Source organism: Pasteurella multocida (assembly GCF_900187275.1).
Lineage (GTDB): Bacteria > Pseudomonadota > Gammaproteobacteria > Enterobacterales > Pasteurellaceae > Pasteurella > Pasteurella multocida.
On the sequence record NZ_LT906458.1, the window covers coordinates 1,611,032 to 1,624,769 of the forward strand.

The 13,738-nt window shown below is 40.9% G+C and carries 13 protein-coding genes; 8 read left to right on the forward strand and 5 right to left on the reverse strand.

Going from position 1 to position 13,738, the window contains the following annotated elements; genetic code table 11:
• Positions 1 to 7 precede the first annotated feature (7 nt).
• A complete protein-coding gene (locus tag CKV69_RS07365; protein ID WP_014326443.1) occupies positions 8 to 1,174 on the forward strand; it encodes a PTS fructose-like transporter subunit IIB in 1,167 nt (388 codons plus the stop codon).
• Between the two features lie 78 nt (positions 1,175 to 1,252).
• Here CKV69_RS07365 and torD read toward each other — a convergent pair whose 3' ends face one another.
• The 5 genes from torD to CKV69_RS07390 form a co-directional block, all read right to left on the reverse strand.
• Positions 1,253 to 1,843 carry a molecular chaperone TorD gene (gene torD, locus CKV69_RS07370; RefSeq protein ID WP_016570046.1) on the reverse strand — a complete coding sequence of 197 codons (591 nt, stop codon included), beginning with the start codon at positions 1,841 to 1,843 and terminating at the stop codon, positions 1,253 to 1,255.
• A complete protein-coding gene (torA, locus tag CKV69_RS07375; protein WP_014326445.1) occupies positions 1,840 to 4,311 on the reverse strand; it encodes a trimethylamine-N-oxide reductase TorA in 2,472 nt (823 codons plus the stop codon). The genes torD and torA overlap by 4 nt, the downstream gene beginning before the upstream one ends.
• A gap of 11 nt (positions 4,312 to 4,322) precedes the next feature.
• Positions 4,323 to 5,501 (reverse strand): pentaheme c-type cytochrome TorC, encoded by a 1,179-nt coding sequence (gene torC / locus CKV69_RS07380; RefSeq protein ID WP_005757988.1) that lies wholly within the window; start codon positions 5,499 to 5,501, stop codon positions 4,323 to 4,325.
• 10 nt (positions 5,502 to 5,511) lie between these two features.
• Positions 5,512 to 5,670, reverse strand: a complete 159-nt coding sequence (locus CKV69_RS07385) for a periplasmic nitrate reductase, NapE protein (RefSeq protein ID WP_005736300.1) — start codon at positions 5,668 to 5,670, stop codon at positions 5,512 to 5,514.
• A 250-nt stretch (positions 5,671 to 5,920) separates the two neighbouring features.
• On the reverse strand, positions 5,921 to 7,927 hold the full coding sequence (locus tag CKV69_RS07390; protein WP_010907338.1) for a BCCT family transporter: 2,007 nt from the start codon (positions 7,925 to 7,927) through the stop codon (positions 5,921 to 5,923).
• Positions 7,928 to 8,202: 275 nt separating this feature from the next.
• Between CKV69_RS07390 and CKV69_RS07395 the strand changes: the two genes are divergently transcribed.
• From CKV69_RS07395 to CKV69_RS07425, 7 genes are all read left to right on the forward strand, one after another.
• Complete coding sequence (locus tag CKV69_RS07395) at positions 8,203 to 8,457, forward strand: FAD assembly factor SdhE (protein WP_005718978.1); 255 nt, start codon at positions 8,203 to 8,205, stop codon at positions 8,455 to 8,457.
• Between the two features lie 111 nt (positions 8,458 to 8,568).
• Complete coding sequence (gene rpoE, locus CKV69_RS07400) at positions 8,569 to 9,144, forward strand: RNA polymerase sigma factor RpoE (protein ID WP_005755383.1); 576 nt, start codon at positions 8,569 to 8,571, stop codon at positions 9,142 to 9,144.
• A 46-nt stretch (positions 9,145 to 9,190) separates the two neighbouring features.
• Positions 9,191 to 9,781, forward strand: coding sequence for a sigma-E factor negative regulatory protein (locus CKV69_RS07405; RefSeq protein ID WP_014326447.1), 591 nt, complete (start codon positions 9,191 to 9,193; stop codon positions 9,779 to 9,781).
• A gap of 63 nt (positions 9,782 to 9,844) precedes the next feature.
• Positions 9,845 to 10,798 (forward strand): sigma-E factor regulatory protein RseB, encoded by a 954-nt coding sequence (gene rseB, locus CKV69_RS07410; protein ID WP_005757982.1) that lies wholly within the window; start codon positions 9,845 to 9,847, stop codon positions 10,796 to 10,798.
• 8 nt (positions 10,799 to 10,806) lie between these two features.
• Positions 10,807 to 11,238, forward strand: a complete 432-nt coding sequence (locus CKV69_RS07415; protein WP_014326448.1) for a SoxR reducing system RseC family protein — start codon at positions 10,807 to 10,809, stop codon at positions 11,236 to 11,238.
• A 50-nt stretch (positions 11,239 to 11,288) separates the two neighbouring features.
• Entirely contained in the window at positions 11,289 to 11,798 is a 510-nt protein-coding gene (gene mobB, locus CKV69_RS07420; protein ID WP_005736263.1) for a molybdopterin-guanine dinucleotide biosynthesis protein MobB, read from the forward strand.
• A gap of 9 nt (positions 11,799 to 11,807) precedes the next feature.
• On the forward strand, positions 11,808 to 13,193 hold the full coding sequence (locus tag CKV69_RS07425) for a DHA2 family efflux MFS transporter permease subunit (protein ID WP_005718967.1): 1,386 nt from the start codon (positions 11,808 to 11,810) through the stop codon (positions 13,191 to 13,193).
• The last annotated feature ends 545 nt before the right edge of the window (positions 13,194 to 13,738 follow it).

Here is a 13,738-nt window from a genome sequence, read left to right on the forward strand (position 1 = left end):
TAATTTCATGAACATTTTTCTCACACAAAAAGAAGACATTGGCAATGCAAAAGTATTCTTATTGCATCAAGTTATCACAGCAGCCGCCCATCAACAAGGTCACCAAATCACCGAATTAGATGAGGCAGATCTGGTGATTGTATTCGGTGAAGCAATACACAACCCTCAATTTGTAGGTAAAAAATGCGTTATTGTCGATGCAGAAGAGGCGTTCAATGCTCCCGAAAACACTTTAACTAAGGCTTTCGCAGAGGCAACTCCCTATGTTTTAAACGAGCATGCCGAAAGTGTAACGCCCTCTTTCTCTACGCCTTATAACGTGAATCGCTTGATTGCGATTACGGCTTGTCCAACAGGCGTCACACAAACTTTTATGGCTGCCGAAGCCATTATGAACTATGCGAAACAACAAGGTTGGGATGTTAAGGTCGAAACCCGTGGACAGATTGGCGTGAAAGATATTCTAACCGAAGCGGATATTGCAGAGGCTGATCTTGTTCTTGTGGCAACGGATGTGGAAACCGATCTGTCAAAATTTGAAGGAAAGATGTTATACCGTACATCAACACGCGCAGTCCTCAACAATACAGAAAGCACTTTCCAACAAGCATTAACACAGGCGACAGTTTATCATGCGCCGAAAGAGGATGATGTCGGCATTATCACCCCACCACCACGTGACTACCACAATGATTTTGCGACCTGTGATGCCACTAAAAAGATTGTCGCAGTTACTGCTTGTCCAACAGGAGTAACACAAACCTTTATGTCTGCAGAAGCGATCATGTTGTATGCGAAAACACAAGGTTGGTGTGTCAAAGTCGAAACACACGGGCAAATGGGGGCAGATAACCTGATTACAGCTGAAGAAGTAGCAGCCGCTGACTTAGTCTTTGCCGCCACGGATATAGAGATTGATTTATCGAAGTTTGAAGGTAAACCGCTTTATCGTACCTCAACGCATGCAACTTTAAAAAACATTGCGCAAGAGTTTGATAAAGCATTCATGCAAGCGACTCCTTATACGCATACGAAGCAAGAAGCGTCTAAAAATGCTTGTTGTTCAACAAGCACAACCAGCGAATGTTGTCAGTTAAAATGTGGTGTAGCACGTTGGTTACCGCTCATTTTACTTGCCGCACTCATCATTGCGCTCGTGGCTTATTTTAAATAAAACCTAGCCCGAATTGGCATAATATTCATAAGAAAAAAGCCCGACACATGCCGGGCTTTCTTTTTGATGAGGCATCCTTTAATTTTGACAATCTGCTTGTAATAACAAAATCAACAACACGACAACCTGTTGATAAAACGTGGTGCGTGTTTTTACTCGCTGTACTTTGTCATTGAACGGTAATAACCAAGGTAACAGTGCATCTTGGATCAGTTGCTGATAGGTTTTCATGTCATCTACTTCAGCAAGCTGACGTAGTAATTCTAAATAGACACACAGATGATCGCTAGGCTCAGGCTTATCCCGATTCAGTTGTAACTGAAAACGCACGAGCAATGCCTCCAAAAAGGTAAAATGGCAAGCCAGCTGTGCCTCGAGTAAATACGCGGAGGCATAAGGTAACGTACTACTGCTACCGTCTAACAGAAATAACTGCGTGTAATCCGCTGCTAATTCCAAATGTGCCAATTCAACTGTTTTTAACTGCTGTAATTGCTGTTGAATACCTTCTACTTGTGCTTGAAAGCCTTGCTCCGTGAGAAACGCAAAGAAATCATCAAATAGACCTTGTTGATATTGCGCTAATTGGCTAGCGGAAAGCTCATGACCAAGCATATTGCTCAGCCAGGTATAGACAAATTGGCGTTCTTCACGGGAAAACGGCATCATAGGGCGACCTCATGTGGACCATGGAAACCCGTTACCGCAGGTGCTTGTCCCACAAATTTCTCAATATTGACCAAACAAGTATTGGCAGATACCGCTTGCGCCAAACTTGAACTGCCAATATCTAAGCTCATGGTATTCGGATCACCATAGGTATCAATAGAACCGACTTTTTCGTCTAAAGGTGAATACCATGCACCTTCTTGTAAACGTAGTACACCTTGTGGGAAATTATCTGACACATGCGCACCAACAATCGCTTGTCCCCGATCGTTATACACCCGCACTAAATCACCATGAACAATGCCTAAACGTTTGGCATCTTCTGGATTGATAAACAAAGGCTCACGATCTTGAATGGCATAGGTCTCACGCAATGCTTTCGATTCGCATAACTGGGAATGCAAGCGCTTATCAGGATGTGCCGATTGTAACCAGAACGGATATTTGTCTGATTTTGGTCCACCGTGCGAACGCTCAGCTTTTTCAAACCACATTGGATGACCTTTACAATCTGCATAGCCATAACTGGCGATTTTGTTACTGAAAATTTCAATAAAGCCGGACGGTGTGCCCAACGCATGTAATTCAGGATCCTCACGGAAATCTGCATGACGTACCCAAGGCTCCCCTTCAGGGAATAATACATAACCCTTTTGCCAAAATTCAGCAAATGGTGGCATGTCAAACTTGCCTTGGTTTTCTTGCCGACAGGCTTCATACAGGTGCTTGACCCATTCCATTTCGTCCATATTGCGACAATATTCTTTTTCTTTACCAAAACGACGGCAAAGATCTTTGAAAATCTCAAAGTCAGAACGCGAGTCATACAACGGATCTACCAGTTTTTGCATGGCGATCACGCCACGGTTACTGTACGAACCATAAGCATCAATATCGTTGCGCTCAAATGGGGTACAGGCGGGTAAGACAATATCCGAGAAGCGACAAGTGGCTGTCCAGCTGTAGTTGATCGACACAATGGTTTCTAACCGTTGGAAAGCCTGTTTCATCTTGTTACGTTCAGAATGGCGGTGCCAGTGGTTACAACCTGTAAAGATCGCCATTTTATATGGGGCGTAAGTGATTTTTTGACCATTGTGGTGAATGGTCTCGCCTGGTTGCAATAGCGAATCCGTTATTCTAGCACAAGGGATTACGGCACTGTAGCCGTTGTAATTTTTGTTATCGTATTTCGGTTTTTGCCCTTCATCTAAGTTTAATGGGAAGGCGCCTGGCATGGCGGCACCCGAGCTTGGAATACCAATCGAGCTATAATGATGCGCATAGCTAATGCCACCACCCGCTAAACCAATTTGCCCGAGCATGGCGGCCAGCACGGCCCCCATCCAATACGGTTGTTCGCCATGTTGTTGACGCTGGATTGCCCAACCAAAAATCAACTGGGTACGTTTACCCGCTAGCATTCTGGCAAATTGACGAATGTCTTCTGCTTGAATAGCGCAAATTTTTGCTGCCCACTCAGCATCTTTAACCACTTTATCTTCACTTTCACCCAGTAAATATGGCAAGAATTTTTCAAAACCTACGGTGTACATCTCGATGAATTTTTTATCGTACAAATTCTCGACATAAAGGGTGTGGGCAAGCGCCAACATAAAGGCAACATCTGTTTGCGGGTTGATGTATTGGAAGTCGCAACCTAAATAATTTTGGGTTTTGCTTTTCACGGGATCAACGCAAATCACATTCACGTCTTTTGCTGCTACTTTTGCTTTTAATTGTTCTAAATATTTATAGGCTTCGTGAGTTTCACAGTTCCAACCCACTTGTAAGTTTTTCACTGGATCACTTGCCCAGAAGATAATATTTTCACTTTCTTTTAAAATAATTTCCCAAGAAGTACCTTGTGAATACACCTCTGTTGATCCTAAGACATAAGGCAAAATCACCTGCCCTGCCCCAGTGGAATAATCCCCACTGGTACTGACACTGTTGCCGTGCATCCCCACAGCACGGATCATATGGTTACCGCAACTATGGAATTGCCCGGTAGATCGCCACCCTACGTTACCGGTGTGTAATGCCCATGGACCGTAATTTTGCTGGATACGTTCTAATTCTTCATAAAATAAATCTAATGCTTCATCCCAAGTCACACGCACAAAGCGGTTATCACCCCGTTGTGCCGTATTGCTGTTATGACGTTTTTTTAACCAATCCAAACGCACCATTGGGTAACGAATACGTGCTTCGCTATAAATTAAGTCTTTGATCCCCTTGATCATTTCCGTTGGGTATTGATCATATTCAAAGGGTTTAACATCAACTACTTTGCCATTTTGCACTTTGGCACGAATCGCCCCCCAGTGTGAACCTGTGATTTTCCATTCACTGACGTTTTCTGCAGACTGTGCAAACGCGTTTTGAGCAATCAGGAAATTAGGCATCGCAAATGTCGCCGCCATGGCAGACATATTTTTCAAAAATTGACGACGTGATTGTTTCATGGTGTTCTCTCCTACTTGCTGTCAGAATGGGCTTCAAAGTCAGATGAATGCAGTTGTAAATAGCGTAAAACTTCTTTACTGGTTTGTTTATCCATGTTGGTGAAACCCACCATACCATTGAATAAACCGATCCATGTATTCGAGTCAAAGTGCGCCACTTCTGGCTGTCTATGACAGGTACTACATTGGGTTTTGTACATGCTTTCCGCCGCTGCCCATACTGGCTTCACGTCCTCAATTAACTGTGATTTAGCAATCCACACTTGCATGCTGACTTGTTGCCACGTTAAACCTGTTAAAGGATCTTCTTGTTTCGCTAACACTGTAAAGTGCGGTGCATTTTGCATAAATTCTTTGCTTAATACGGCATCTGTAATATTTTTGCCAAATTGGTGATACCAAATTCGACCAAAACCTTTGTCTTTACGCCACATGGTCATTTCCACTAAATCCGCGCCTTGACCTGCTTTAACAAAACGTACTGGTACCGCCGTTTCCAGTTGACCAATTTGCGCTTGCATAGCTTCATCTTTAAACAGCGCGATATTGGCTTTACTGTAATACGTTTTATCCGCCTGTGGTGCTTTCGCCACAAATTGATCAAATTTCGAAGTACTGCCTTCGCTCACTTGTGTTTTTGGTAAATGGTGTGCTACGCCTTTATGGCAATCCATACAGCTTTGATCTTTCGCTGCGGCAGGAATCATGGCTTTTCTCGCTGCCTCAGACATTTTGTCGAAGTTCATGCGCTCATAGCTATGACAGGCTTTACATTCTTTCGAACCATTCGCTGCAAAACGAGCCCATTCTCGTTCTGCCATTTCTTGGCGGTGCTTTTCAAAGGCGCCTTCTTCCTCATATTTGCCGGTGAATTCCGCAAATACCTCACGCACCGCTTGGACTTTGCGGGCATATTTGGCTGTTTTATCATGCGGCAAGTGGCAGCTTGAGCAAGTGGCAGTGACACCAGAACGATTTGACCAATGTGCCGTTTGCTTTAATTCTTCTAATGGTTGCTGCATAGAATGACAACCAATACAAAATTCTTCGGTACTGGTGTGATCCATTAAATCATTAAATTTTTGCCAGCTAATCGCACCTGCAATAAAGCCAATACTCACTAAAATACCCAAACCTATTTTGGCAGAAGGCTTGGTAAAAAATCGCTTAATTAACATAAAAAATTTCATATCTACCCCGTTACGCGCCTGGTAAGCCAATGACGAACATTTGTAATAACCAAACGATCAAGCCATAAGCTCCCACGCTCCCCATCATTAAAATCGGCAACAGTATGCCGGCAAAGAAAAACGTTTTAATCACATCTTTCAAGGTTGAGTGTGTTTGTTGTCTTAGCATAAATAGATTCCCAAGCTTGATTATAAGAAACGCGGATTATACAGAAGAAAGGGAAATCCTTATTGAGAAGGATCAAATTAGATATCTTTTAAGAGTTAAACTGGTAAAAAATAGCCAATAAGAATAGAAAAACATCAATGTAATATAATGTTTTATATAACAAAAAATAAATTTCTCATCACATCGCTGATTCACCCACAAAAAAACGGGATATAACAAAATATCCCGTTTTTGCTTATTGATTACTTAATTATGCTACATCGTAGGTCATCAAAGCATTGGTTTTATCCATCGCTAAATTCATATAACGCTCATATTGTTTTAATACATCAGCAATTAATTCATCTTTAGTCATATATTGCACATCATAACCTTCTCGCCCATCAATAAAGTAGGTAATCGGCTCATAAGAACGTTTAGAATCAATATTTGGCATCGCTTCATCTTCCACCACTAAGGTGGATAATTCACGGAATTGACATTCAATACCATATAAGAAATTACGTAAATTTTCTTTCATCACCACAAATTCAATTTTTGGTTTTTTCCCTGCAATCATGTCAACTTGTGCGGTTAAACCATGTTTTTCAAACTCCGCCACTAATTCATAAAAAGCGGGCTGAGCAATTTCATCAATAAAATTACGCACGTCGGCACGTTTCGATTGCGAAAGAATTTTTTCTAAGCGCAATTTCCAGTGTTTCCCCGTCCAATTACTGCTACCCTGTGAAAAAGTTTTGCTGAAATATTGGTTATCCACCATCAACCCTTTCCATAGACCAAAACACAGTAACAACATAATCATGGTGAAAGGTAAGGCGATGACCAGTGTCATGGTTTGTAAGGCAGACAAGCCGTCTGAACGTAATAAGGCAATCGCCAGTACCGCCAATAATATTGCCCAAAACACACTTTGCCATTTAACACTGTTTTCTTCCCCTTGCGAAGCAATGCTGTTAATCACATAAATGCCAGAATCCGCCGAGGTAATAAAGAATAAAGCGATAATCACAATGGCAATAAAGGAAGCAATATTGCCAAAAGGTAATAAATCAAAAAAACCAAATAATAACGCTTCCGTGTTGCCCGCAAGTGCGGTCAAATTTCCTGCAGTTTCCCCATCTAGCCAAATCGCAGAATTGCCGAAAGTGGTCATCCACAGTGCATTAAAGAGTGAAGGAATAAATAACACCCCTAAAATAAATTCGCGAATCGTGCGCCCTTTAGAAATTTTGGCAATAAAAAGACCGACAAACGGGGCCCAAGACACCCACCACGCCCAATACAACACCGTCCAACCGCTAAACCAACCTTGATTTTCAGGCTCATAAGCAAAGGTGCGGAAACTTAACGACACTAAATTACTCAGATAATAACCTAGATTTTCCGTGAAGCTGGTTAACAATAACAATGTCGGTCCAAGCACGATCACAAACAGCATTAGAATCAGCGCAAAAAATAAATTAATTTCACTTAAACGGCGCACCCCCTTTGCAACCCCCGTAATGGCAGAAATCGTTGCAAAACACATCACCAAAATGATCAACAGAGAAAGTGTGGAAAAACTCCGAGAGTCAATCCAACCCAAACTATTTAATCCCGCATCTAACTGCATGGCGCCATAACCTAAGGTCGTCGTGATACCGAAAATCGTACTACATAAGGCACAGACATCGATCACATGTCCCCAAAAACCTGAAATACGCTGTTTTAATAACGGATAAAAGCCTGAACGGATGGTGAGCGGTAACTTATACCGAAAACCGAAATACGCCAGTGCGAGACCAATCACCGCATAAATTGCCCAAGCATGAATCCCCCAGTGATAAAAAGTCATTAACATGGCTTCTTTGGTTTTTTCCGCTGCAGTCATGCCCTGATGTAATGGATTGGCATAATGCAACATCGGCTCAGCCACACCAAAATACATCAAACCAATACCCATTCCTGCCGCGAATAACATCGCTATCCAAGAGAGGAATGGATACTCTGGTTCTTCATTATCCGAACCTAAACGAATATCGCCTAATCGACTGGTACAAAGCAACACTAAGAAAACAATAAAAATGGATACCGCAAGCACATAAAACCAACTGAAATGGCTAAAGATTTGTTGCTTAACGACGTTTAAGGTCCCTTGAGCATGTTGTGGAAAAAAAGAACAATATAAAGTGACAAAAATGATGAAGAAAAGACTGGGAAAGAAAATCGGTGCTTTTAATGTACTACGTTGTTGTAACTGCTTAAAAAATGTCAAAACGCCTCCTTAGTGACGAGATAATGTGATATAACCTATTGGCATACGGAAATTTCATGCTATTCATGAAAAATAAGGAAAAAACTGCGCAAAATACAGTTTAAATGAGATAGTATTGCACTTAACTAAGACAACTAATCGCCATTAATATAACAAAAATGCCTCAAAATCGCAAAAGTCCTCTTTTCGCGCCAACAGGCAAAAAGAGTAACTGAGTTTATTTTCCTGTCTTTCCTTGCTATATTTACGCAGTTTACATCTTCTAAGGATATCAAATGACCCAATACAACAAACTGAGAATTGAATGGGATTGTCGGCGAGGAATGCTCGAACTGGATAACGTCATTATGCCATTTTATCGACAGCACTTTGACGCCTTATCTGACACACAAAAAGACACCTTTATTCGTTTATTAGCGTGTAGCGATTTACAGCTTTTTTCTTGGTTCTTTAATCGAGGTATGGCAACTGATCCTCAATTACAACAAATGGTTGATTACATTCAAAAAACATTGAAACTCACAGATTAATTTGTCTTTACAAAAAAGATTGAACTTTTTTTATTCGGCACCGTCTAACTGTTTGCAAGAGCTTGCTGTCTTTGAATATTAAGGCTTGTTAGAGGTGATATAAGAGGTTATATGGCTGAACAGCTAACAGATCAGGCTTTGGTAGAAAGAGTACAGCAAGGAGATAAAAAGGCCTTTAATTTATTGGTTTCTCGTTATCAAAATAAAGTGGCTGGTTTGCTGACTCGCTATGTGTCACAAAACGACATTCCTGATGTTGTACAAGAATCATTTATCAAAGCATATCGCTCGATTGATTCTTTTCGTGGTGACAGTGCTTTCTACACATGGCTATATCGAATCGCCGTCAATACGGCAAAGAATTATTTAACTGCTCAAGGACGTCGCCCTCCTAATGAAGATATCTTAGCGGAAGAGGCTGAAAGTTATGAAATGGGCAGTAACTTACGGGATGTGGATACCCCGGAAAATGAAATGTTATCCAGCGAATTAAAGAAAATTGTATTTGATACAATAAACGGTTTACAAGAAGATTTAAGAACGGCCATTACACTCCGCGAGCTTGAGGGCTTAAGCTACGAAGAGATCGCAGAAATTATGGATTGTCCAGTTGGAACTGTTCGCTCTCGAATTTTCCGTGCGCGTGAAATTATCGAAAGTAAAGTGCAACCTATGTTGCAACGTTAAATACAATACAAAAAATCCAAAACCAAGCAAAAGTTGGAGTGTCCAAATGCAAAAAGAGTTACTTTCAGCCTATATTGATGGTGAACAAGTCAGCGCTGAATTGACTGAAAAATTATGCCAAGATGACGAATTACAGCAATCTTGGGCAAATTTTCATACAATTCGTGCAGTCATGCGTCAAGAAAGCGAAGTATTACTGGGTGCAGATTTTACCGCGAAAATGGAAGCGCTCATTGAAGCAGAGGAAATGAAAGTCGTCACACCGATGATTTCACAACCGTTGCCAGAAGAAGTAGAACACTTACCATTTATGCAAAAACTCAAAGGTCTTTTTGCTCCCTTGGCACAAGTCGCTGTGGCGGCAAGCGTTTGCTTAGTTGCGGTGCTCGGCACACAATCTGTGATTACGGCTAAGAATGAAGCGCAAAACAATGTTGATGCGCCAATTTTACAAACCTTACCGTTTAATAATGTCGTACAGCAAGTAAGTTATAATGCACCGATTAAAGATGTAGTCACACCAGAGCAATTGGAACAAAAAAATAAACGCATTGGTACAATGTTACAAAACTATGAAGTACAACGTCGTCTTTATGCTGACTCTTTAATCTTAAATCAGCAAAACACACAAAAATAATGTTTTTCGTTAATTCACCTTCACCACCTTTATAGGTGGTGAATTTGTTTTATGGTGGCAACTATGTTTAAAGCACTGCAAAAATCTCTCACCTTTTTCTTGCTCGCGCTCTGCTCATTTAACACATTTGCAGAAGAAAGCCTGTCGGCCAAACAAATTCTACTCAAAATGCCAGAAGCGCGCGAAAAACTCAGCTATGAAATTGCTTTTGTAAAAACAACACCCGCCAATATGGATTCTTTACGTTATCGTCATCTTCATATTGATGGTAAATCCTATGCGCAGTTAGTGACTCTGGACGGTGTCCAACAAGAAATTGTGCTCAGGGATAATTTAGTCAGCTATTTCCAGCCGAATTTCCAACCTTTTACGATTCATAGCGCCCAAATCATTGACAGTTTACCGGCACTGATGAATGCCAATTTTGAACGGTTAGAAAAATACTATGATTTTGTCAAAATGGGGCGTAATCGTGTTGCTAACCGCCTTGTGCAAACAATTCGCATTTTGCCAAAAGATGATTTCCGTTACCAATATGTCGCCTTTATTGATGAAGAAAATCATTTGCTACTACAAAGTGACATTCTCGATCGCGATGGTAACTTATTAGATCAATTTCGTGTCGTCAATCTGTATATTGGCGATGGCTTACAAGGTTTAGCAGAATATCTCGAAAATATTGTGTTCCCACCATTACTGATTGATAAAAAAGAAGAGACAACGCCAACATTCCACTGGCAAACCAGCTGGTTACCACAGGGGTTTGTCAAAATAAATCAAGCTGTGGGATTAGACGATGAACGCCATATTGAAAGCCAATTATACAGTGACGGGTTATTCTCTTTTACGCTTTATGTGTCTGATCCGATTGCCGAGGTCAATTTAGATAATACGTGGAAACAAGGAACTTATACGATTTACAGTGAAATGATCAATGGCAAAGAAATTACCTTTGTTGGTCAATTACCGATTTCCACCGCAAAACGTATCGTGCAAGATATTCAGTTCAAAAAGTAAGGCATAACATGTTAAAAGAAACAGCCATTGTGATTGACTACCAATCCGGCATGGCAAAAGTAAAATGTCAATCACAAAGTGCTTGTGGAGCTTGTGCAGCACAAAATGCCTGTGGCGCCTCCGCTCTCTCTGAACTCACTGGAGAAAAGGGAGAGCACATTTTTTGGATTGAAACCATTACTCCACTAAAAGTGGGGCAACGGGTTGAAATTGGTTTAGAAGAGCGTTCGTTAATTTTCTCCGCGCTCATCATTTATATTGTTCCTCTACTTACTATTCTCGCCAGCACGTTTCTCGCGGAAAAACTGTTCTCTCATGAATTAATCAGCGCTTTGTTTATCTTTATTTGCACAGCATTGTCCTTTCTCGCCATTCGCACATACAGTAAAAGGTTAAAGAAGAAACACCACTACCAACCTATTTTATTAAGAGTTTTGTAATCTTAACGAATCCTTTATAATGCACAGAAATTTAAAAATAGGATAATTTTATGCCGTTTATGTTAGGTATTACAGGCTATAGTGGAAGTGGCAAAACCACATTACTTGAACAGCTCGTGCCAATTCTTAATCAACATGGGATAAAGGTTTCCGTGATAAAACACAGTCACCATGATGCACAAGTAGATAAAGTCGGTAAAGACAGCTGGCGCATGAAAGCAGCAGGAGCGAATCAGGTGATGATGACCTGCGATAATCGTTGGGCATTGATGACAGAAACACCAACGCAACCCGCCAATCTAGCCTATTTAGCGCAACATTTTGATCCTCACTTAACGGACTTAATCCTTGTAGAAGGTTTCAAACATGAGCCGATTGAAAAAATATTATTACACCGTCAAGAAATGACAAAACCGCGACCAGAACTCGACCAATATGTTATTGCGTTAGCCACCAACTATCCACTTTCATCAACGGTCCCTGTTTTAGACATCAATGATATCACGCAAATCGCTACTTTCATTCGGCATTGGTATCAACAAAAGTGCGGTGCAAAATAGGAAAGTTTTATGACCGAACGTGAAAGTTATCGGGGGTTAGCTTGGATTGCGGCAATGGCACTTTTCATGCAAACCCTTGATGCAACCATTCTCAACACTGCCTTACCCGCCATTTCACGCGATTTAAATGAATCGCCGTTAGAAATGCAACTTGCGATTATCAGCTATGCACTCAGTGTGGCATTGTTTATCCCACTCAGTGGTTGGCTCGCGGATAAATATGGCACCTTAAAAATTTTTCGCATTGCTGTCAGCATTTTTGTTATCGGCTCTGTTGCCTGCGCCATCTCTAACACGCTTGATACCCTTGTCCTGGCGCGTGTATTACAAGGTTTTGGCGGTGCCTTAATGATGCCCGTAGCACGGCTTGCCATTATTCGCACCGTGCCTAAACAGCATTTATTATCCGTTTGGAATTTAATGGCGATGTCAGGTTTGCTCGGTCCGATTTTAGGTCCGATTTTAGGTGGCTGGTTAGTAACCTATGCGACTTGGCATTGGATATTCTTGATTAATATTCCGATTGGTATTATCGGGGTATTGATTGCAGGCAACTACATGCAAAATGTCACGGCTGAAGTCAATAAACTTGATTGGAAAGGCTTTATGCTCTTTGCTGGTAGTTTAGTCGGACTCACATTGGGCTTAGATCTCATCGCTGAACGAAGTAGTCATAAAGGGATTGCGTTTAGTGTATTAATGTTGGGATTACTCTTATTGTGTGCTTATTATTTCCACGCGAAAAAATCCCCTATTTCCCTTTTGCCACTGTCCTTATTTAAGATCAGAACCTTTACGATCAGCATTGTGGCCAACTTATTTATTCGCCTTTGTGGTTCGGGGATTCCTTTTTTATTGCCTTTGATGTTACAAGTTGTTTTTCATTACAGCGCGGAATTATCTGGCTGGCTCCTCGCTCCGATTGCCATCAGCTCTGTGTTAATGAAACCCTTAATTAGCCCTATTCTCCACCGTTTAGGCTACAAAACCACCCTTCTTTTAACTGCCATTTGTCTCACACTGGCGATTGCTGTCATGGCGTTGGTCACTGTTGACACACCAATTTGGTTATTAGTACTCGCCCTCGCATTTTATGGCGCTTGTATGTCTGTGATTTTCAGTGCGACCAATACCTTAGCGGTCAGCGAATTATCCGAACAAAACGCCAGTGCCGGCTCTACTATTTTGAGCGTTGCTCAACAAATGGGGATTGGGATCGGCATTGCGGTCTGCTCCGTGATCCTTGGGATTTATCGCGACCACATCGGAGAAGTCGGTGAACAACTTCAACAATCATTCAGCTATACCTTTTTAAGTGTTGCCTGTTTTGGTTTTATTTTGATTTGGGTGCTCACTTATTTAAAAGCCCAAGATGGTCAGAGTCTCCGTCGTTAAAATACAAGGCGAGAATGGGAGTTGAATTCACAACCTAACCACTTGAATATAAATAGATTTATTTTAAGCAAATAAAAATAGGTAACAAAACAGGTAACAAAAACTGTTTTCACCCCTTATTTTTTGATTATTTTTTATACTCACTTTCTGTTTGATTATCTTCTCTAAAAATGAATTTCGTTATAAAAAAGGAATAATTAAAACTTTTTAAGAGAGTGTCAGCCATTGGCTGATACTTATCAGGCATACGTTAGGATAATTTTCCTAACGGTGAAACATTTAACTCTTATCTATTTGCTAATAATAACCGTTGTGCAAATTTACATATCGGACAATAACAATACGGATTATCTTCGTATGAGTACGGATAAAAAACTAGTTATTAATGATCATTTACATGGGGTTGTTTTTAAAAATGACATTTTAAGTACACTGAAGAAAATAGGGAGTTAATACATCAAAACAAAGCATAAATAGATTAGTGAATCAAAAATTGGGGAATTTGATTGGTTAGTGAATTGAGAGTAAATAAAAACCGCCAGTGT

Excerpts from the sequence above, each read along its gene's own strand:
- rpoE (WP_005755383.1), top strand. The coding sequence starts at position 8,569 with ATGGCTGAACAGCTAACAGATCAGGCTTTGGTAGAAAGAGTACAGCAA.
- rseB (WP_005757982.1), top strand. The coding sequence starts at position 9,845 with ATGTTTAAAGCACTGCAAAAATCTCTCACCTTTTTCTTGCTCGCGCTC.
- torD (WP_016570046.1), bottom strand. The coding sequence starts at position 1,843 with ATGATGCCGTTTTCCCGTGAAGAACGCCAATTTGTCTATACCTGGCTG.
- CKV69_RS07415 (WP_014326448.1), top strand. The coding sequence starts at position 10,807 with ATGTTAAAAGAAACAGCCATTGTGATTGACTACCAATCCGGCATGGCA.
- torC (WP_005757988.1), bottom strand. The coding sequence starts at position 5,501 with ATGAAATTTTTTATGTTAATTAAGCGATTTTTTACCAAGCCTTCTGCC.
- CKV69_RS07365 (WP_014326443.1), top strand. The coding sequence starts at position 8 with ATGAACATTTTTCTCACACAAAAAGAAGACATTGGCAATGCAAAAGTA.
- CKV69_RS07395 (WP_005718978.1), top strand. The coding sequence starts at position 8,203 with ATGACCCAATACAACAAACTGAGAATTGAATGGGATTGTCGGCGAGGA.
- CKV69_RS07405 (WP_014326447.1), top strand. The coding sequence starts at position 9,191 with ATGCAAAAAGAGTTACTTTCAGCCTATATTGATGGTGAACAAGTCAGC.
- torA (WP_014326445.1), bottom strand. The coding sequence starts at position 4,311 with ATGAAACAATCACGTCGTCAATTTTTGAAAAATATGTCTGCCATGGCG.
- CKV69_RS07385 (WP_005736300.1), bottom strand. The coding sequence starts at position 5,670 with ATGCTAAGACAACAAACACACTCAACCTTGAAAGATGTGATTAAAACG.
- mobB (WP_005736263.1), top strand. The coding sequence starts at position 11,289 with ATGCCGTTTATGTTAGGTATTACAGGCTATAGTGGAAGTGGCAAAACC.
- CKV69_RS07425 (WP_005718967.1), top strand. The coding sequence starts at position 11,808 with ATGACCGAACGTGAAAGTTATCGGGGGTTAGCTTGGATTGCGGCAATG.